Source organism: Streptomyces sp. NBC_01317 (assembly GCF_035961655.1).
Lineage (GTDB): Bacteria > Actinomycetota > Actinomycetes > Streptomycetales > Streptomycetaceae > Streptomyces.
Genome location: NZ_CP108393.1, coordinates 4,557,259 through 4,575,874, shown reverse-complemented (window position 1 = coordinate 4,575,874; position 18,616 = coordinate 4,557,259). Strand labels below are relative to the sequence as shown.

20 protein-coding genes are annotated in these 18,616 nt (G+C 70.9%); 11 read left to right on the top strand and 9 right to left on the bottom strand.

Annotation, left to right across the window (positions count from 1 at the left end; translation table 11 throughout):
* Positions 1-5: 5 nt before the first annotated feature.
* From OG349_RS19735 to pstB, 6 genes are all read left to right on the top strand, one after another.
* Positions 6-1,031 carry a CHAD domain-containing protein gene (locus OG349_RS19735; RefSeq protein WP_327238630.1) on the top strand — a complete coding sequence of 342 codons (1,026 nt, stop codon included), beginning with the start codon at positions 6-8 and terminating at the stop codon, positions 1,029-1,031.
* Positions 1,028-1,453 (top strand): NUDIX hydrolase, encoded by a 426-nt coding sequence (locus OG349_RS19730; RefSeq protein ID WP_327235859.1) that lies wholly within the window; start codon positions 1,028-1,030, stop codon positions 1,451-1,453. The genes OG349_RS19735 and OG349_RS19730 overlap by 4 nt, the downstream gene beginning before the upstream one ends.
* 268 nt (positions 1,454-1,721) lie before the next feature.
* Complete coding sequence (pstS, locus tag OG349_RS19725) at positions 1,722-2,855, top strand: phosphate ABC transporter substrate-binding protein PstS (protein ID WP_327235858.1); 1,134 nt, start codon at positions 1,722-1,724, stop codon at positions 2,853-2,855.
* A 133-nt stretch (positions 2,856-2,988) separates the two neighbouring features.
* A complete protein-coding gene (pstC, locus tag OG349_RS19720) occupies positions 2,989-3,984 on the top strand; it encodes a phosphate ABC transporter permease subunit PstC (protein WP_327235857.1) in 996 nt (331 codons plus the stop codon).
* Complete coding sequence (pstA, locus tag OG349_RS19715) at positions 3,981-5,060, top strand: phosphate ABC transporter permease PstA (protein WP_327235856.1); 1,080 nt, start codon at positions 3,981-3,983, stop codon at positions 5,058-5,060. Before pstC ends, pstA begins: the two co-directional genes overlap by 4 nt.
* Positions 5,061-5,118: 58 nt before the next feature.
* The gene (gene pstB, locus OG349_RS19710; protein WP_161309202.1) at positions 5,119-5,895 is read left to right on the top strand and encodes a phosphate ABC transporter ATP-binding protein PstB; all 777 of its coding nucleotides are present in this window, start codon (positions 5,119-5,121) and stop codon (positions 5,893-5,895) included.
* Between the two features lie 91 nt (positions 5,896-5,986).
* Here the strand turns inward: pstB and OG349_RS19705 are convergent, their stop codons facing one another.
* A complete protein-coding gene (locus OG349_RS19705) occupies positions 5,987-6,985 on the bottom strand; it encodes an inorganic phosphate transporter (RefSeq protein WP_161309203.1) in 999 nt (332 codons plus the stop codon).
* A 5-nt stretch (positions 6,986-6,990) separates the two neighbouring features.
* Positions 6,991-7,611 (bottom strand): DUF47 domain-containing protein, encoded by a 621-nt coding sequence (locus OG349_RS19700; RefSeq protein WP_327235855.1) that lies wholly within the window; start codon positions 7,609-7,611, stop codon positions 6,991-6,993.
* Positions 7,612-7,875: 264 nt separating this feature from the next.
* On the opposite strand from OG349_RS19700, the gene OG349_RS19695 reads away from it, so the two are divergent.
* Positions 7,876-8,256: a metal-sensitive transcriptional regulator gene (locus tag OG349_RS19695; protein WP_327235854.1), complete on the top strand. Its 381-nt coding sequence runs from the start codon at positions 7,876-7,878 to the stop codon at positions 8,254-8,256.
* Between the two features lie 36 nt (positions 8,257-8,292).
* Here OG349_RS19695 and OG349_RS19690 read toward each other — a convergent pair whose 3' ends face one another.
* A complete protein-coding gene (locus tag OG349_RS19690; RefSeq protein ID WP_327235853.1) occupies positions 8,293-8,496 on the bottom strand; it encodes a hypothetical protein in 204 nt (67 codons plus the stop codon).
* Between the two features lie 138 nt (positions 8,497-8,634).
* On the bottom strand, positions 8,635-9,471 hold the full coding sequence (locus OG349_RS19685; protein ID WP_327235852.1) for a hypothetical protein: 837 nt from the start codon (positions 9,469-9,471) through the stop codon (positions 8,635-8,637).
* Positions 9,472-9,571: 100 nt separating this feature from the next.
* On the opposite strand from OG349_RS19685, the gene OG349_RS19680 reads away from it, so the two are divergent.
* The 4 genes from OG349_RS19680 (at position 9,572) to OG349_RS19665 (ending at position 13,377) form a co-directional block, all read left to right on the top strand.
* On the top strand, positions 9,572-9,742 hold the full coding sequence (locus OG349_RS19680) for a hypothetical protein (RefSeq protein WP_327235851.1): 171 nt from the start codon (positions 9,572-9,574) through the stop codon (positions 9,740-9,742).
* Between the two features lie 163 nt (positions 9,743-9,905).
* On the top strand, positions 9,906-11,522 hold the full coding sequence (locus OG349_RS19675; protein WP_327235850.1) for an FAD-dependent oxidoreductase: 1,617 nt from the start codon (positions 9,906-9,908) through the stop codon (positions 11,520-11,522).
* A 140-nt stretch (positions 11,523-11,662) separates the two neighbouring features.
* Positions 11,663-12,679 carry a hypothetical protein gene (locus OG349_RS19670; protein WP_327235849.1) on the top strand — a complete coding sequence of 339 codons (1,017 nt, stop codon included), beginning with the start codon at positions 11,663-11,665 and terminating at the stop codon, positions 12,677-12,679.
* Positions 12,680-12,726: 47 nt separating this feature from the next.
* On the top strand, positions 12,727-13,377 hold the full coding sequence (locus tag OG349_RS19665; RefSeq protein ID WP_327235848.1) for a sortase domain-containing protein: 651 nt from the start codon (positions 12,727-12,729) through the stop codon (positions 13,375-13,377).
* Positions 13,378-13,403: 26 nt separating this feature from the next.
* Here the strand turns inward: OG349_RS19665 and OG349_RS19660 are convergent, their stop codons facing one another.
* The 5 genes from OG349_RS19660 to OG349_RS19640 all read right to left on the bottom strand — a co-directional run bounded on the left by OG349_RS19660 (position 13,404) and on the right by OG349_RS19640 (position 18,481).
* The gene (locus OG349_RS19660; protein WP_327235847.1) at positions 13,404-14,132 is read right to left on the bottom strand and encodes a phosphatase PAP2 family protein; all 729 of its coding nucleotides are present in this window, start codon (positions 14,130-14,132) and stop codon (positions 13,404-13,406) included.
* A gap of 368 nt (positions 14,133-14,500) precedes the next feature.
* Positions 14,501-15,475 carry a C40 family peptidase gene (locus OG349_RS19655; protein ID WP_327238629.1) on the bottom strand — a complete coding sequence of 325 codons (975 nt, stop codon included), beginning with the start codon at positions 15,473-15,475 and terminating at the stop codon, positions 14,501-14,503.
* 107 nt (positions 15,476-15,582) lie between these two features.
* The gene (locus tag OG349_RS19650; RefSeq protein WP_327235846.1) at positions 15,583-16,197 is read right to left on the bottom strand and encodes a hypothetical protein; all 615 of its coding nucleotides are present in this window, start codon (positions 16,195-16,197) and stop codon (positions 15,583-15,585) included.
* Positions 16,194-18,041: an alpha/beta hydrolase gene (locus OG349_RS19645; protein ID WP_327235845.1), complete on the bottom strand. Its 1,848-nt coding sequence runs from the start codon at positions 18,039-18,041 to the stop codon at positions 16,194-16,196. Before OG349_RS19645 ends, OG349_RS19650 begins: the two co-directional genes overlap by 4 nt.
* Positions 18,038-18,481: a hypothetical protein gene (locus tag OG349_RS19640; protein WP_327235844.1), complete on the bottom strand. Its 444-nt coding sequence runs from the start codon at positions 18,479-18,481 to the stop codon at positions 18,038-18,040. Before OG349_RS19640 ends, OG349_RS19645 begins: the two co-directional genes overlap by 4 nt.
* Between the last annotated feature and the right edge of the window lie 135 nt (positions 18,482-18,616).

Below are 18,616 nucleotides of genomic sequence, written 5' to 3'. Positions count from 1 at the left end.
CGGCCCTGAGCCCCGGACGGGGCACGGACCGGGCCGCGGACCGGCTGACGGCGGGCGAGATCCTGGCCGGGTACCTCCACACCCGGGCGGGTGATTTCCTGCGCAGTCTGCGGCTCTACAGCGAGAGCGGCTCGGACACCGCCGCCGCCGAACAGGCGGCGGCGGCGCTGCGCGGTTCCGCCCGGCGGATCGGCGGCAGCCTGCACACGTTCCGGCCGCTGCTCGACCCGGCCTGGGCCGACCAGCTGCGGACGGAGCTGGCCTGGCTGTCCGGCACGCTCGCCCAGGAGCACGCGTGCACGGCCCGGCTGCACCGGCTCCTCACGGCGCTGGGGCGGCTCTCGGGCGCGGCCGCCGTGCCCGCCGTACGGACCGCGGACCCCGTTCCCGCCGCCCGCGCGGCCGGGCCGCTCACCGTAGGGGCGTCCCGCGCGGGCGCCCTGCTGGAGCGCCAGCTGACGCTCGCGCGGACCCGGTCCCACTCGGCGGCGCTCCAGGCGCTCGGCTCCTCGCGCTTCCACGCGGTGGCCGACGCCGTGGCCGTCCTGGCGTCCGAGGCGCCGCTCGCGCCGCTCGCCGCCGCCCCGGCCGTCGAGGTGCTCGCGGGGCCCGGCGAGGTCACCGAGCGGCAGCTGCTGGACGCGGTGTCCGCGCTGCCGCTGGCGCGCGCGGCGCACCCGTACAACGCGGAGGCGCTGGTGCACGGGCTGGCGACGGCGTCCGAGGGCGAGGCGCAGGACGCGCCCTGGCACCAGGTGCGCCAGCTGCTGCGGCTGCACCGGTACGCCCAGGAGGTGTGGTGCGCGGCCGGCGCCCCCGATCCGGTGCTGGCCGCGGCCGGCCGGACCCTGGACCGGCACCGCGACGCGGCGGAGGCGGCGGCGGCAGCGGCGAACGCGGCGCGCACGCCCCGTATCGCCCCCGCGACGGCGTACGCCCTCGGCGTCCTGCACGCCGACCAGCGCCACGAGGTCGAGGCCTCGCGTTTCGCCTTCCAGCAGGTGTGGCAGGGAGCGGGGGCAGCGGTATGAGCAGCGACGGCGGCCGGCACGACCTCATCCGCGCGGCGGGCTGTGTGCTCTGGCGCCGGGCGTCGTACGGCGACGGCGGTACGGAGATCTGCCTGGTCCACCGCCCCAAGTACGACGACTGGTCCCACCCCAAGGGCAAGCTCAAGCACGCCGAGGAGCCCCTGACGGCGGCCCGGCGCGAGGTCCTGGAGGAGACGGGCCACCACTGCGCGCCCGGGGAGCGGCTCGGCACGGTCAGCTACCTGGTGAACGGGCGCCCCAAGCGCGTCGACTACTGGGCGGCCGAGGCCACCGGGGGCGCTTTCGCGCCGAACGACGAGGTCGACCGCATCCTCTGGCTCAGCCCCGCGGCGGCCCGGGGGCGGCTGACCCAGCCACGGGACCGGCTGCTGGTGGACGCGCTGCTGAACGCCTTCATCTGAGGGGCGCGCGGGGGCGCGTACGGAACGGCCGTCCCAGCCGTCTCCTGAGGGTACGGGGGGCACGCCGTCACGCCCTGTGAAGCCACCCGCACCAGGCCGCCCGCCATGGTTCACCTTCCGTTCACCCTCCCCCGTCGGCGGCTTCACCTGTTCTGCCTACTTTCGGCCTTACACGGTGACCGGCCCAGCGCCGCACCACCAACCACCCCGACGCACGCCGCCGTCACACAACCATCGGGCCGGCGGCTCTTGGAAGGAATCACCCGAAGTGAAGCTTTTGCGCAAGAACGGGCTGCGCGCCACCGCGCTCGGTGCCCTCGCCGTCTCCGGCGCCCTGGTTCTCACGGCGTGCGGATCGGACGACAACAGCGACGGCTCCGCCACTCCGACGGCGAAGACCACCGCCGCGTCGAACGCCGTCTGCGGCGACGCCAAGGGCCAGCTGCTCGCGTCCGGTTCGAGCGCGCAGAAGAACGCCGTGGACCTCTGGGTCAAGGGCTTCATGGCCGCCTGCCCGGACATCCAGGTCAACTACAAGTCCTCCTCCTCCGGTGAGGGCATCGTCGCCTTCAACCAGGGCACCGTCGGCTTCGCCGGTTCGGACTCGCCGCTGAAGCCCGAAGAGGTCACCGACTCCAAGAAGATCTGCACCGGCGGCCAGGGCATCGCCCTGCCGATGGTCGGCGGACCGATCGCCATCGGCTTCCACCTGGAGGGTGTGGACAGCCTCGTCCTCGACGCCCCCACGCTGGCCAAGATCTTCGACACGAAGATCAAGAACTGGGACGACGCGGCCATCAAGGCGCTCAACCCGGGCGTGAAGCTCCCGAACAAGGCGATCCAGCCGTTCCACCGCTCCGAGGACTCCGGCACCACGCAGAACCTCGGCAAGTACCTGGCCGCCACGGCCAGCTCGGACTGGAAGTACGAGCCCGAGAAGAAGTGGCCGGCCCCCGGTGGCCAGGCCGCGTCCGGCTCCGCGGGTGTCGCCACCCAGGTCAAGCAGGTCGACGGCTCGATCGGTTACTTCGAGCTCTCGTACGCCACCTCGCAGTCCATCTCCACGGTGAAGATCGACACGGGCGCCAGCGCCCCCGTCGAGGCCACCTCGGAGAACGCGTCGAAGGCCATCGCCGCCGCCAAGGTCGCCGGCACCGGCAAGGACCTGGCGCTCGAACTCGACTACGCCACCAAGGCCGAGGGTGCCTACCCGATCGTCCTGGTCACGTACGAGATCGCCTGCGACACGGGCAACAAGGCCGCCACGCTCCCCGCGGTCAAGGCCTTCCTGACCTACACGGCGAGCGACGAGGGCCAGAAGCTGCTCTCGGGCGCCGGCTACGCGCCGATCCCGGCCGAGATCAACGCCAAGGTCCGCGAGACGGTCGCCTCCCTCTCGTAGTCCTCGTTCCACAGGTGGCGGTGGCCGGCCCGGCGCACCCCTCCGGGCCGGCCACCTGCCCACCTCCTCCCCATCCGGTGCACCGCCGCCAGGGGAGCCGCGCCCGCGACTCCCCCACACAGACCGGAAAGACATGGCTTCCACCACACCGATAGACGTTCCCCCGCCCGCCCCGCCGGTCAAGGGCCCCTCGGGCACCTCCACCGGCCGCGCGGGCGACAAGATCTTCTCGGGCCTCTCGAAGGGCTCGGGCATTCTGCTGCTCGTCGTCATGGCGGCGATCGCGGGATTCCTCACGTTCCGCGCCGTCATCGCCATCTCCAAGGACGAGGGCAACTTCCTCACCACCTTCGACTGGAACCCCTCGGCGAACCCGCCGGTCTTCGGCATCGCCGTCCTGCTCGTCGGTACGATCGTCAGCTCGATCATCGCGATGGTCATCGCCGTCCCGATCGCCGTCGGCATCGCGCTCTTCATCTCGCACTACGCGCCGCGCCGGCTGGCCGCGCCCCTCGCGTACGTCGTGGACCTGCTCGCCGCGGTCCCCTCGATCGTCTACGGCATCTGGGGCGCCCTCTTCCTCGTGCCGTACCTCGACGGGCTGAACCTCTGGCTCGACCACTACTTCGCCTGGACCTACGTCTTCGACCAGACGCAGCCCGGTGTCGCCAGGAACATGCTCACCGTGGGCATCCTGCTGGCGATCATGATCCTGCCGATCGTGACCAGCGTCAGCCGGGAGGTCTTCCTCCAGGTCCCGAGAATGAACGAGGAGGCCGCCCTCGCCCTGGGCGCCACCCGCTGGGAGGTCATCCGGCTGTCGGTCCTGCCGTTCGGACGCTCCGGTGTGATCTCCGCGTCGATGCTGGGACTCGGCCGCGCGCTCGGTGAGACCATCGCCGTCGCCACGGTCCTCTCCCCGAGCTACCTCATCTCGCTGCACGTGCTCGACCCGGGCGGTGGCACCTTCGCCCAGAACATCGTCGCCAAGTTCGACGAGGCCAACGAGCTGGGGCGGGACGCCCTGATCGCCTCGGGCCTGGTCCTGTTCATCCTCACCCTGCTGGTCAACGGCGCGGCCCGCCTGATCATCGCGCGCCGCAAGGAGTACTCGGGGGCCAACGCATGAGCCACGCAGCCGTACAGGAAAAGCCGACCCCCGTGCCGCCGCGGAAGGGCAAGGGCAGCCTCACCGGCCGCTCGCTCCCCCGCTGGGCGCCCGCCGGTTTCGCCGCCGCCGGGATCCTCATCGGTGTCGCCATCGGCGCCGCCGCCGGCCTCGACAGCAAGGTCCAGTGGGGCCTGATCGCCGTCGTGGCCTTCCTGGTCATCTCGTACACCGTCACCACGTCGGTCGAGAACAAGCGCCAGGCCAAGGACCGCCTCGCCACCAGCGTGGTGTGGGTGTGCTTCATCCTCGCCATCATCCCGCTGTTCTCGCTGCTCTGGATCACGGTCAGCCGCGGTGTGAAGGTGCTCGACGGGTACTTCCTGACCCACTCCATGGCCGGGGTCCCCAGCTTCGAGAAGGGCGGCGGTGTCTACCACGCCATCATCGGCACGCTGGAACAGGTCGGGATCGCCACGGTCATCGCCGTACCGCTCGGCCTGCTGACCGCCGTCTACCTGGTGGAGTACGGCAAGGGCGCGCTGGCCAAGGCGGTGACGTTCTTCGTGGACGTCATGACGGGCATCCCGTCCATCGTCGCCGGTCTGTTCATCCTGTCGATCATGCTGATCGCCGGCCTCCAGCCCGCCGGCTACCTGGGCTCGCTCGCCCTGACGATCCTGATGCTCCCCGTCGTGGTCCGTTCCACGGAGGAGATGCTCAAGCTCGTCCCGAACGAGCTGCGCGAGGCCGCGCTGGCGCTCGGCGTACCGAAGTGGCGCGTGATCCTCAAGATCGTGCTGCCGACCGCGATCGGCGGGATCACCACCGGTGTGATGCTGGCCATCGCCCGTATCGCCGGTGAGACCGCCCCGATCATCCTGCTCGTCTTCGGCAACCAGCTGATCAACTCGAACCCGTTCGAGGGCGCTCAGTCGTCGCTGCCCTTCTACATCTACGAGCAGTACAAGGTCGGCAGCGACGCGTCGTACGACCGTGCCTGGGCGGCGGCGCTGGTGCTGATCGCCTTTGTCATGATCCTCAACCTGGTGGCTCGCGGGATCGCCCGCTGGAAGGCACCGAAGACCGGCCGATGAGGCCCGCCATCCGGCTCCGCCGCGCGGGGCCTCGGCTCGGAAAGAAGCAGTGATCCACATGGCCAAGCGAATCGACGTCAGCGGACTCTCCGCCTACTACGGCTCCCACCGGGCGATCGACGACATCTCCATGACCGTCGAGCCCCGCTCCGTGACGGCCTTCATCGGCCCGTCCGGCTGCGGCAAGTCCACCTTCCTGCGCACCCTGAACCGCATGCACGAGGTCACCCCCGGCGGCCGCGTCGAGGGCAAGGTGCTGCTGGACGACGAGAACCTGTACGCGTCGAACGTCGACCCGGTCGCCGTGCGCCGTACCGTCGGCATGGTCTTCCAGCGTCCCAACCCCTTCCCTACGATGTCGATCTTCGACAACGTCGCGGCCGGCCTGCGGCTCAACAGCAGGTACGGCAAGAAGGAGCTGGCGGACGTCGTCGAGAAGTCCCTCAAGGGCGCGAACCTCTGGAACGAGGTCAAGGACCGCCTGAACAAGCCCGGTTCCGGCCTCTCCGGCGGCCAGCAGCAGCGGCTGTGCATCGCCCGCGCGATCGCGGTCGAGCCGGAGGTGCTGCTGATGGACGAGCCGTGCTCGGCCCTCGACCCGATCTCGACGCTCGCGATCGAGGACCTGATCGGGGAGTTGAAGGAACGCTTCACGATCGTGATAGTCACGCACAACATGCAGCAGGCGGCGCGCGTCTCGGACCGTACGGCGTTCTTCAACCTCGCGGCCGTGGGCCAGCCCGGCAAGCTCATCGAGATAGACGAGACCGAGCGGATCTTCTCCAACCCGTCCGTGCAGGCCACCGAGGACTACATCTCGGGCCGCTTCGGATAAGGCGTCCTGCGGTGCTGCATGGCGGTGCCACCGCAAGACGAAGGGCCCGCCCCCCTCCAGGGGGCGGGCCCTTTCACGTCGCTGGACGTCCTCAGCCAAATGCGAGGTTGACGATCCAGAAGCTCACCGCGGCGACCAGGCCCGCCGCCGGCATCGTGATGAACCACCCCAGGATGATGTTCTTCGCGACACCCCACCGCACCGCGTTGACCCGCTTCGTCGCGCCGACGCCCATGATCGCCGACGTGATCACGTGCGTCGTGGAGATCGGGGCGTGAAACAAAAACGCCGAGCCGAACATGATCGACGCGCCGGTCGTCTCCGCCGCGAATCCCTGCGGCGGGTCCAGCTCGATGATCTTGCGGCCCAGCGTTCGCATGATGCGCCAGCCACCCGCGTACGTACCGAGGGACAGCATCAGCGCGCAGACAATCTTGACCCACACCGGGATCGGATCCCCGGGGCCCTCCACATCGGCGATGACCAGGGCCATCACCACGATGCCCATCGTCTTCTGCGCGTCCTGGAGCCCGTGCCCGAGCGCCATCGCGGCCGCAGAGACGGTCTGGGCTATCCGGAAACCGCGTTTGGCCTTGTGCGGGTTGGACTTGCGGAACATCCACATGATCGCGACCATCACCAGATAGCCGACCACCAGCCCGACGACGGGCGACACGAACATCGGGATGACGATCTTCTCCAGCACCCCGGACCAGATCACCTCCGTACCGCCCGCGAGCGCGGCGCCCACCAGGCCGCCGAACAGCGCGTGGGACGACGAGGACGGCAGGCCGAAGTACCAGGTGACCAGGTTCCACACGATCGCCCCGACCAGCGCGGCGAAGAGGATGCCCATCCCCCGGTCGCCGTGCGGCGTGGCGATCAGGCCCTCGCTGACGGTCTTGGCGATGCCCTGCCCGAGGAACGCGCCGGCGAGGTTCATCACGGCGGCCATGGCGAGGGCGGCGCGGGGCGTCAGGGCCCGGGTGGACACCGAGGTCGCGATGGCGTTCGCGGAGTCGTGAAAACCGTTCGTGTACGTGAATCCGAGCGCGACACCGATGGTCATGATCAGGGCGAAGGTGTCCACGTGGGTCAGGACTCCTTGACCGTGATGGTCTCCACGGTGTTCGCGACGTGCTCGAACGCGTCGGCGGCCTCTTCAAGCACGTCGACGATCTGCTTGAGCTTGAGCACCTCCATCGCGTCGTACTTGCCGTTGAAGAGGTGGGCCAGCAGTTTGCGGTGGATCTGGTCGGCCTGGTTCTCCAGGCGGTTGACCTCGATCCAGTACTCGGTGAGGTTGTTCATCGTCCGCAGGTGCGGCATCGCCTCGGCGGTCAGCTCGGCGGCCCGGTTCAGGACCTCGATCTGTTGCTCGACACCCTTGGGCAGTTCCTCGATGTTGTAGAGGACGACGAGGTCGACCGCCTCCTCCATGAAGTCCATGATGTCGTCGAGCTGGGACGCGAGGTTGTAGATGTCCTCGCGGTCGAAGGGCGTGATGAAGGAGGAGTTCAGCTGGTGGAAGATCGCGTGGGTGGCGTCGTCCCCCGCGTGCTCCGCCGCCCTCATGCGCTCCGCGATCTCGGCTCTGGCGGAGGAATCCGCCCCGAGGAGTTCCATCAGGAGCTTGGAGCCCGTGACGATGTTGTCCGCGGACGCGGCGAACATGTCGTAGAAGCTCGTCTCCCTGGGGGTCAGACGAAAGCGCACCTGGGATCCTCGGGTTACATGGAATTCGGTCAGGGTGATGCTAGGCGCAACATCCGGCCACGGCTAACCGGCAATCCGTCCCAGTGTCGCCCATAGGGCATGACGCTCGGCACAGGGCCCTGCCCCAAGGCTCACGGAGGGGTACCATATACCCACGTGGGGTATATAACCCCGTATCGGACATCACACCGATCTCACATCGGACAACCCACCGGACGACCCTCCGGACATCCCCACGGCCGGACATTCCCACAGGAGGACGCGATGACGACCACCGAGGCGGCCGGCGCCGCGACAAGCGAAGCGCCCTCCGAGCCCACCTCCACCCCGGCCGGTACCCCCGTCACCGACCACGACCGGGGGATCCACGGGTACCACCACCAGAAGGCCGAGCACCTCAAGCGGCTGCGCAGGATCGAGGGCCAGATCCGCGGCCTCCAGCGCCTGGTCGACGAGGACGTCTACTGCATCGACATACTGACCCAGGTCTCGGCCTCCACCAAGGCCCTCCAGTCCTTCGCGCTCCAGCTGCTGGAGGAGCACCTGCGGCACTGCGTGGCGGACGCGGCGGTCAAGGGCGGGGACGAGGTCGACGCGAAGGTGGCGGAGGCGACGAAGGCGATCGCCCGCCTGCTCCGTACCTGACATCGCCCGCTCCGTACCTGGCATCGGGCGAGAGCCTCAGTCGCGGCGGCACCCCGACCGGCCTTCGGGCTGCCGGGGCACCCCGGGGTGGGCGCGGGCCACTTTCAGCACCTCGTCGATACGGTCGGAGCTGAGCCGCTCCCCGTCGGCGGCGGACGCCGCGATCATCAGTTCTCCGCACAACTCGATCTCGGCGAGGGCCACGTGGTCCTGGACGGTCGTCGTACGCAACGAAGCCACGTGCTGTCACCTCTTCCCGCGGGCGCCGACTTCCAGGGTCGTGTCCCCCCAGCGTAAGGACCGGAACCCGCCGCGCGCATGGCACGTCCGGACCATTTCCGCCCTGGTCTTCCCCCGACGTGTCTTGATCCTCCGGGACTATGTCCCGATCTTTCCGGCGAAGATGTCGGCGGGCGGGGGCAGCTGTACGGACACCTCGGAACCGAACGCGTACAGCAGCGTCGTCGAGGCGACGTCGACCGTCCGGCCCTGGTTGAGATAGCTGAACCGGTGCCTGACCTTGCGCAACCGGCCCTCGTCGTCCAGATACGCGTCGAACGGGACGACGTCCTTGGCGAACCCTTTCGCCGCGGCGGTCAGCGCGCCGCGCGCGTACGGCGACGCCACCTTCGCGGCCTCGCCGATGTCGGTGACCCCCCGGTAGTGCCACACACGAGTCCCGGCCAGATCCTGCGAGCCGACAAAGGTCACATTCCGGGCCGCGCGCAGCAGTTCGGCGGCGGTCAGCGGATCCGTCGCCCCGCCGGTGACCAGATTCCCGTCCTCCAGCGTCGTCGCGTCGACCCTGACCCACTTGTCGGCGGGCACGCCCGCCCCCCGGTTCTTCATGTAGAGGGCGGCGGGGGCGACCAGTTCGGTGATGGGACGGTGCTCGCTCGCGCCCGCCGGATCCTTCGGCAGGACGACCTTGAGCCGCCCGATCCGCCCCGCGTAGTTGTAGCCGCCCTCGCCCCTGATGGTCACCCGGGTCCCGCCGGCCGCCATCTCCATGGACGTACGGGCCTTGGAACTCCCCGACGCGAGCAGGACGTCGGCGGCCTCACGCACCACCCGGGGCCCGCCGGCCGGCCGGTCGTCGGCCGTGGCTCCCACCTCGCCGGAACACCCGGTCGCGGCCACGACACCCGCCACGGCGCCCACGACGGTCACGGCGGCGAACGCCGCTCCCCTGCGTCCTTGCTGCTGCGCCACCATCGCCCGCCAACCCCCAACGCCTTAGCGCCGCTTGTCCGAAGCCCGTACCCACCCGCATAACGACGCCCCTCGTTCCCCGTCACGCCAGTACGGTGGAGGGGTGAGCGAGCAAGACACTTCCGGCCCTCCCCTCACCTCCCCCCACACCACCTCGACCGTGGAACGCGGCTCGTTCTGCCTGGCCCGCTGCACGTGCGGCTGGTCGGGCCCGGCCCGCCGCTCACGCGACCGGGCCAGGACGGACGCGGCGACTCACAAACCGGCGGACTGACATCACGTGATCGACCCGGCCTCCTGATCGACCGACCTCCTGATTGACGTGACCTCTTGGGGGAAAACGCACCCGAGTCGCGGAACCCGGTGGCCTCTACAACCGTCCCGATCAGCGGGACGCCTTCCACGCGATCCCGGGGTCACCCTCAGGAGGACGTCACATGGAACGGCGCACACTGCTCACGGCCGCGGCCGCCCTGGCCACGGCCGGTGTCACGACCGCCTGTTCCGGCGGTGACACGTCACCGGCGGGCGCCGGAGGCCCCGGTACGAACGGAAGCGGGTCACCCGGCAGGTCAGGATCGGCCGGCGCCGAACCCACCACCGGCAGGCCCACCCCGGGCGCCCCCAGCTGGGGCGCGCTCGCGAAAGGGCTCGACGGAGATCTCGTACGGCCCGGCGACGCGTCCTACGCGACCGCGCGCCAGCTCTACAACACCCGCTTCGACGGCCTCAAGCCGGCGGCCGTCGCCTATGTGGCGGGCGAGGACGACATCAAGGAGTGCCTCGCCTTCGCCCGTACCCATCACACCCCCGTCTCCATCCGCGGCGGCGGCCACTCCTACGCGGGCTGGTCCAGCGGCAACGGCCGGCTGGTCATCGACATCTCGAAGCTCGACTCGCTCCAGCACGCGGCCTCGGACGGCGTGATCGGCGCCGGTGCCCGGCTGGCGGACGTCTACCGGACCCTCGCCGCCCGGGGCCGTACGATCCCCGCCGGGTCCTGCCCGACCGTCGGCGTCTCCGGTCTGACCCTCGGCGGCGGACACGGTGTCGCGGCCCGCGCCTACGGCCTGACCTGCGACAGCCTCATGTCCGCCACGCTCATCACGGCGGCCGGCAAACGCCTCACCGCCGACGCCGAGCAGAACAAGGACCTGTTCTGGGCGCTGCGCGGCGCCGGGAACGGCAACTTCGGGGTGGTCACCGAGCTGCGCTTCCGTACCCATCCGGCGCCCGAGACCGTCGCCGCGTTCGTGAGCTGGCCGTGGTCGAAGGCCGAGACCGTGCTGAACGCCTGGCAGAAGTGGGGCCCCGACCAGCCCGACGAGATCTGGTCGTCCCTCCACCTCGCCGCGGGTCCCGGCGGCGGCACCCCGACCCTCTCCCTGTCCGCGTTCTCCCTGGGCACCGAGTCGGACCTCAAGAACGCCCTCGACCGGCTGGCCGACGGCCCGGGCGGCCCCGGCCCCGCCCGCTCGTTCTCGACCCGGCGCCGGGGGTACGAGGAGGCGATGCTCGTGTACGCGGGCTGCTCGGGCTACACCGAGGCGCAGTGCCACCTGCCGGGCACCACGCCGGGGCGCGACAAGAACGGCGCGCTCCAGCGGGAGACGTACGCGGCCGCCTCCGACTTCTACGACCGCGCGCTCTCCCCGGCCGGGCTGCGGGCCCTGGTCTCCGCCACGGAACGGTTCACCACGATCTCGGCCGCCCAGGGCGGAGGCGGCGGTTCCATAGCGCTGACCGCGCTCGGCGGGGCGATCAACCGGGTGAGCCCGCTCTCGACGGCGTTTGTGCACCGGCGTTCGCGGGTGCTGGCGCAGTACATCGGGGCGTGGCAGCCGGGGACCGCCGGCACGGCCCAGCAGGCGTGGCTGAAAAACACCCATGCGTCGATGCGGCGGTACGCGTCGGGCGCGGCGTACCAGAACTACATCGACCCGACGCTGACGGACTGGCGGAAGGCCTACTACGGCCAGGCGGCGGACAAGCTGGCCCGGTTGAAGGGGACGTACGACCCGGGACGGCTGTTCGACTTCCCGCAGGCGCTGTAGCGGGGAGCCGGCGGGCCGCGTCCTTGGAGGGCAGCCCGTACGTTCCGTCATGCACCTCCTAGGACACGCCCGCGGACACGCCCTAGCCCGTACGGACCACCTAGGTGGCCGACCGGGCGTCCGGGGGTTCGCCTGTACCCATGGATCGATACGGGCCCCGCTCGGCCGCGCTCGCCACGGCCGCCGCTCTCCTTCTCGCGCTCGGAGCGAGCGCCGCCGCGGCCGTGGACAAGCCGACGGAGCCGGGGAAGCTCATGCTCATCAAGACGGCGGTCGGCGACGTGGTGGCGGACAAGAAGGGCAATCCGCTGTACGTCCGCGAGGCGGACAGGCCCAACGTGTCGGGGTGCACGGGCGCGTGTGCGAAGTCCTGGCCGGCGGCGCTCGGCTCCCCGAAGAAGGCCAAGGACGTGACCGCGCGGACGTCCACGACCAAGAAGGACGCGCCGGGCAGCGACGAGCGGCAGGTCGTCCTCAACACCCACCCGCTGTACTACTTCAAGAACGACATGCCGAACCGGCCGAGGGGCCAGAACGTGCCGGGCTTCAGCCTGATCGCGGGCAACGGCAGGCCGCTGTCGCAGCCGAAGACGTCCCCCACGCGGTCCGCGAAGCCCGGCCGGTCCGCCTCCCCGGGGACATCCACCGGCGTCATCGCGAGCGCGACGGCGAGGGTGCCGGCTCCGGCGCGGATCGCCACGCCGACCGGTACGAGGCCGCCGCTCATGAAGCCGAAGGACGCGACGGCTACGGCGACGGCGAAACCCAAGCCGAAGCCGAAGCCCAAGGCGACGAGGACCGCGACGAGGAAACCGGCCGTCACCACCCCACCCGCTCCCCGGAGGACGACCGCCCCGGCCACCCGCTCCCGTACGGCGGCCCCGGCACGGCCCGCCACGACCAGGCCGGCCGTGGTGACGTCCGCCCCGGTGACCACCCGTACCGCCTCGCCCTCCGTCGGCGTCCTCCAGGTCACCCCGTCGGGCGGGGCACGCGGCGGCGCGGACCACCCGGTCGCCGTGGACTCCGCGGCCGCGCGGGGCCCGTCGAGAGCGGCCTCGCTGGCCCTCGCCGTCGCCACGACCCTGGTCGCGGGCGTCGCCAGCACGGCCCTGCTGATGCGCGCCCGGCGCCGGTCGAGGGACGGCCGGCACTGACCGGAAACGGGACCGGCCGGGCCGCCGCGCCGGGGCGGGCGGTGGACGTGACGGTCAAGGTGCTCTTCGGGCTGGCGGCCCTGGGCGCGGTGGCGACCGTCGTACTGGCGGTCCTGCCCGAGCGGTCGGCGCCCGCGCACCGCCCCTCACCGGTGGCCGCGGAACCGCGCGCGGTCCACGTCGCCGACCCGCACTCCGCTCCCGTACGGCTGCGCATCCCGGCCCTGCGGGTCAGCGCGGCGGTCATGCCGCTCTGGCTCGACGGGACCAGGACGCTGGACGCGCCGAGCTTCCGCCACGCCATGAAGGTCGGCTGGTACGCCTTGGGCCCGCGCCCCGGCGAACGCGGCCCTGCCGTGCTGGTGGGCCACCGGGACGCCCCGGCGAACCCCGGGACCGTCCCGGTCAGGAACGGCCGCGACAACATCCGCAACGCCGTCTTCGCCAAGCTGGGGCGGCTGCGCGCGGGGGACCTGGTGGAGGCGGAGCTGGGGGACGGGCGGCGGGTGCGGTTCCGGGTGACGGCGGTGGACACGTACCGGACGGCGAAGTTCCCCACCGCCCGCGTGTACGGCCCGGTGCCGGGCCCCGAGCTGCGGCTGATCACCTGCGGGGGCGTCATCGACGCGAACGGCCACTGGGACTCGAACGTGGTGGTCAGCGCGGTGGCGGAGGCGCCTGGCCACCGAGCCGGGTAGCCGGGTAGCCGCCGGACGGTACGAGGTCAGGCCGCCAGGTTGTTGTCGTCGGGCCGCGGCTCGGGCATCCCGAGCGGCCGGGTCCCGCCGACGGCGCCGGAGCCCGCGATCAGGTCGGCCTCGCGCGCGGCCCTGGCCCGTACCACCCACCCGGCGTGCCGGGAGCGGGAGACCGCCGACACGAGCGGGGTCAGCAGGGCAAGGGCGAGGGGGGTGAGCAGCAGCGCGACGGCCGTACCGAGCGCGAAGCCGCCGATGACGTCGGTCGGGTAGTGGACCCCCATGTAGACGCGGCAGAAGCCTTCGAGCAGGGCCAGCCCGAGCGCGGCGAACCCGAATCCCCGGTGGGCGACGAAGACGGCGGCGGCGATGGCCATCGCCATGGTGGCGTGGTCGCTGACGAACGAGAAGTCGGTCTTGCCGTCGACCAGGACGTCCAGGCCCTTGTGGTCGAGGAACGGGCGCGGCCGTTCCACGAACCCCCGGATCGGGATGTTGACGAGCACCGCGAACCCGGCGGCGAGCGGCGCCCAGACGAGCCCGGCGACAGCGGTCACCGAATCCTCGGCGGACCCCCGCTTGCGAACGCTCCACCAGCAGGCCAGGACCACCAGGACGAGCGCGAGCATGATCCCGTACTCGCCGACGAACTCCATGACGCCGTCGAACCACGACGGAGCGTCCTTGGCCAGTCCGTTGATGTCGTAGAGCAGGCTGACGTCTGGGTTCGACCCATCCAGTACGAGTCCAGCCATCTGCTGCGGCCCCTTGCCTTGTTCGCCATGACATCTGCCGCGGCGCGCCAGACCGCGCGCCGCGTCCACCAACCCCCGTGGTCAGTAAGGAACATGCTGCGTGATCAAGAGCGCAGCTGTTGCCCATGGAACGGCCTGTTCACGCAGTACGTTCCACTCTCCACCGAACGATCACCATGACGTTATCGAAGAGTGACACGTCGTCGCAGTTCAGGGGCGTGACGGGACGGATAGTTCCGGCCATCTGGCGACCGCCGAATGGCCCTGGCGGGGGTTCCGCCCGGGCGGGGAGAACGCCCGCGGGACGGGTCGTACCGTACCCCTTCCCACTCCCTTCGCCGGCCCTCCCCGGCCCTTCCCCGCTCCCCTCAGACGGAGGGGCGGTCGGGCGGCAGGTTGGTCGGCAGGGACTTCGCACCGTCCTCGGTGACCCGGGTCGCGCCGAAGTAGTCCGGCTTGTCGATCTTGTCGAACCGGATCACGGCCCCGGTGTACGGCGCGTTGATCATGTATCCGCCGCCCACGTACAGCCCGACGTGATGAATGGCCCGCGAGTTGTTCAGATCTTCCGAGAAGAAGACGAGATCCCCGGGGAGCAGCTCGTTGCGGGCGGGGTGCTCGCCCGCGTTGTACTGGTCGTTGGCCACACGCGGCAGCTCGATCCCGACCGTACGGTAGGCGGCCTGCGTCAGCCCGGAACAGTCGAAGCGCCCTCCCTGGGCGGCCGTGCCGTTCCCGCCCCAGAGGTACGGCGTACCGAGCTTCTGCTGGGCGAAGTAGATCGCCCCGGCGGCCTGCCGGGACGGCTCGACCCGCCCCACGGGCGCCGCGAAGCTCTTCTCCAGGGTCCGGATGATCTTGACGTAGTTCTGCGTCTCCCGGTACGGCGGCACGCCCCTGTACTTGATGACGGCGTACGCGCCCGCGTTGTAGGAGGCGAGCATGTTGTCGGTCGGATCCCCGGGCACGTCCTTGACGTAATCAGCCAATTCACAGTCGTACGAGGCGGCGGACGGAATCGCGTCCTTCGGGTCCCAGATGTCCCGATCCCCGTCCTTGTCCCCGTCGATCCCGTGGGCGGCCCAGGTGCCCGGGATGAACTGCCCGATCCCCCGGGCGTCGGCCGGACTCTGGGCGGAGGGATTCCAACCGCTCTCCTGGTACAGCTGCGCGGCGAGGAGAGCGGGGTTGATGGCGGGGCAGAGGTTGCCCCACTGCTCCACGAGCGACTTGTACGCGGCCGGCACGGCCCCTTTGGCGAGCCCGACGGTCCCGCCACTCCCCCCGGCGAGCCCGGCGGCGGCGGAGTAGGTCCCGACGACGAGCAACGCGACGAAGGCCATCCCGGACCCACCGACGGCGGACGCGACGAGCCATGCCTTACGCACCGTCAAAACACCCTTCGCGTCAGGGCCGCTGTCCGGACCAGTGTAGGCGGGGAGGGGTCGGATCAGGGGGTGGACGGCGAGGAGGCCGGAAGAGGATCCCGCGATGACCAGAAGTGGTCGTGGACGTCGGGGGGCTGGGGGTAGCCACCGGTGCGGTGGGGGGTGTTGGGCTCGGGGGCCGGGGCGGGGACGGGGGATTGCGTGAAGCAGGGGGTGGTGATGGAGAGGAAGAACTGCCCTTGGCCGCCGACGGCGACGCTCATTTTGAATCCTTCGTCGGTGGCCGCGTAGATAGCGGGGAGATCCACGTCGGCATCCACGCTGGTGATCTTGTAACCGCGCGCTTTCCAGTTACGTTCCACCACCCCGAGCAGGCTTCCTCGTCGCTCTGTGGATACGACGGTCATGACCGCGATCCGTCGCCGAACCGAGCCGCTGCCCAGCGAATCGTTCTTGAAGTCCGTACAGATGTGGTCATTCGACGGACCGTGGTTCCACCGTAGTTCCGGTGTGACGCCGGAAAGAGTCTGTTGCATGATTGCGTCAGCCTTCTCAGCAGCCTGCTTCATGTTCACGTCGGCCGGGTTCCTTTCGGACGTGCCCATCTCCGCAGGGGAGTCGCATCCCATTGCGGAAATGAGCAGGAGCAAGGTCGTCAGAGTGCGTGCTGCTTTCATCGGGGCTCCTGAGTGGTGATCTGATGGCCTCGACCGGCGACGATTTTGGCAATGTTCCGTGCGGACTGCTCGTCGTCGAAATACCGCGTATGCGCGTCCACGCCACCCATGTCCGCGATCGGCCGCGGCCCGTCCGCCACCCGGAACCTGCGCGCGCCGAAGGCTTCATGCGCCGGATCGGTCCCGTACCAGATCTCCCGGTCGTCCGCCTGCGCGTCCTGCGCGAAGTACGCCGCCGCGCCACCCCCGAAGCCCCCGACCACAGCTCCCACCGGGCCGCCCATCGCCGCGCCCACCGCGGCCCCGCTCATCGCGCCCGTAGCCATACCGCGTGCCTCGATCTTGGCAGGCATGGCGGTCACCGGGTCGTTCTCCGCCGCACCGACGTAGACGTGCTCCCTGCCCACGCCCAGCTCGTCCGCTGATCTCGCCCCGGTCCCAGGGCTGCCCAGCAGCACGATGTCCTCGGCGCCCGGGACTCCTCCCGGCCGCTGCGCGGCCTGCCCCACGGTGAGCGAGCCGTACGAGTGGCCGATGGCGGTCACATGGGGATTCTCGTGTTCGTTCGTCGCGGAGACACCGGCCATGAACGAGTTGTACGCGGTGGCCCCGGCCTCCGCCCGGTCGGCGAACATGACGTCCGTGTTCCCCGTGATGTCGTCCCCGGACAGCTGCGGCGCGTCGTAGCCGAGCCATACGATCGCCGCGCTCGACGGGTCGTACTCGCGAGCCGCGGCCGCCGTGTCCGCCGCACGCCGCAGATCGTTCGTCGCGAATTCCTCGTCCAACGCGGCCCCGAGTCCCGGCACATACGCCGACACGTTCCGCGCCGTGTCCGGATTCCCGTACGCGACGACGGCCCGGCCATTTCCCTCGTCGCCGATGCCCAACAAATACATCGGCGGACGATCGGGGTCGGGAAACCTCAACTGCCGGTCGATCTCCCGCAACCCCGCCAACCGCGTCCTCGACCCCTCGTCGTCCAGCCCCTCCAACTTCCCCATCAACAACTGCAGGTTGTCCCGGTTCGCCGCATCCCGCACCACCGCCGGAATCCCGTCGAGATTCCCGATCACGTCCGGGTAGACCGCCAGGTACTCCTCACGCCGCTCCCGCGTCAGCCCGTCCCACCACGCCTTGCGTTCCGCCGGCGACGCGTCCTCCGGAATCGCGTCCCGGAGATACCCGTCCGCCGCCCCCCGCACCGCCGTCGCGTCGCCGTACGCGTCCGTCCACATCGCGGCCGAGACCTTGAGGCCCTCCTGGGCCGTCAACTTCCGCAGCGTGGCCGCGTACCGCTCGTCGACGCCCCGCGCCTCACGCAGCGCCCGACCGATGCGGTCCACGACATCCTGGGCCTTCGCCTCGTTCGGGTTCACGCTCCCGTACGCCGCCGGCACCGCCGGGAACGGCTCCGCCCCGCTCCCCGCGATCCGCCCGCCCGGCAACGGCCGGCCCGTCGACCAGTTCTCGCCCGCCTCGGGAAAGCTCACCCCGCCGTCCGGGTGCACGGTGAACCCCAGCGCCCGCGCGTCCTCCAGCGCCTCCCGCAACGCCCGCTGCGGGCCCCTCAGTTCGTGGGCCAGGCTGTTGAGCGTCGTACGGACAAGACCGCACTCGGTTTGGACGTACTGGAAGTCACGGCTCAGATCCCGCAGCCGTACGACCGCCGCCCGCGCCGCCTCGCCCCGCTGCGAGTCCCGGATGCCGGTGAGCAGTTGCCGGTCGATCCGGTCGCGCGCCGCGTCGGCGCGGTTGCTCGCCCGGCCCCAGCCGTCGGCGGCCTCCTCCAGCTCGGAGCACCGCACCTCGCGCAACTGGGCCCAGGTCAGCCCCCCACTCACCGACCACCACCGAAGCCGAAGCCCAAGCTGGGGCCGGAGACGGGGCCGGAGCCGCGGCCAGAGCCGGGGCCGGACGCGAAACCCGAGCCCGCCCCGGCCCCCACCTCCACCCCCGCCAGCGCCACCCGCACCGCCGCGTCGCTCTCGCCCAGGTCCTTCGCGACCGCCCTCAGACTGCCCGCGAGGCTGCCGCACTCCCCCATGGCGGTGTCGATCCGCCGCTCCCACGAGGTACGCACCGTCCGCAGGACGTCCGCGACCGCCAGGCCCTCCGTACCGCCCGCCAACCCCGCGTGCGCGGCGGCGAATTCGGGCCGGACCTGGCCCAGGTGGGCGCGCAGCGCCTCGGCCGCGCCCGCCGCCCTGGTCCAGGGCCCCGCGCTGTGCCGTACATCGGCTCCACCGCCCGCGCCCCCACCGCTCCCCGCCGTCCCCGCCATCGCGCTCGCCCCTGTCCCGCAGTGCCGCCGTCCGCGCCCGCTCCCGGTCCGGGAAGCCGGCGGATATCGAGGGATATCGACGGCACTTTCCCAAAGCGGGGCGCGGGGCAATCGCGCGTCAGGACGGCGGTGGGG

Bases quoted from the DNA above. Each gene is read 5' to 3' on its own strand.
- OG349_RS19730 (WP_327235859.1), top strand. From the start codon at position 1,028: ATGAGCAGCGACGGCGGCCGGCACGACCTCATCCGCGCGGCGGGCTGT.
- pstC (WP_327235857.1), top strand. From the start codon at position 2,989: ATGGCTTCCACCACACCGATAGACGTTCCCCCGCCCGCCCCGCCGGTC.
- pstA (WP_327235856.1), top strand. From the start codon at position 3,981: ATGAGCCACGCAGCCGTACAGGAAAAGCCGACCCCCGTGCCGCCGCGG.
- pstB (WP_161309202.1), top strand. From the start codon at position 5,119: ATGGCCAAGCGAATCGACGTCAGCGGACTCTCCGCCTACTACGGCTCC.
- OG349_RS19695 (WP_327235854.1), top strand. From the start codon at position 7,876: ATGACGACCACCGAGGCGGCCGGCGCCGCGACAAGCGAAGCGCCCTCC.
- OG349_RS19685 (WP_327235852.1), bottom strand. From the start codon at position 9,471: ATGGTGGCGCAGCAGCAAGGACGCAGGGGAGCGGCGTTCGCCGCCGTG.
- OG349_RS19675 (WP_327235850.1), top strand. From the start codon at position 9,906: ATGGAACGGCGCACACTGCTCACGGCCGCGGCCGCCCTGGCCACGGCC.
- OG349_RS19670 (WP_327235849.1), top strand. From the start codon at position 11,663: ATGGATCGATACGGGCCCCGCTCGGCCGCGCTCGCCACGGCCGCCGCT.
- OG349_RS19660 (WP_327235847.1), bottom strand. From the start codon at position 14,132: ATGGCTGGACTCGTACTGGATGGGTCGAACCCAGACGTCAGCCTGCTC.
- OG349_RS19655 (WP_327238629.1), bottom strand. From the start codon at position 15,475: ATGGCCTTCGTCGCGTTGCTCGTCGTCGGGACCTACTCCGCCGCCGCC.
- OG349_RS19650 (WP_327235846.1), bottom strand. From the start codon at position 16,197: ATGAAAGCAGCACGCACTCTGACGACCTTGCTCCTGCTCATTTCCGCA.
- OG349_RS19640 (WP_327235844.1), bottom strand. From the start codon at position 18,481: ATGGCGGGGACGGCGGGGAGCGGTGGGGGCGCGGGCGGTGGAGCCGAT.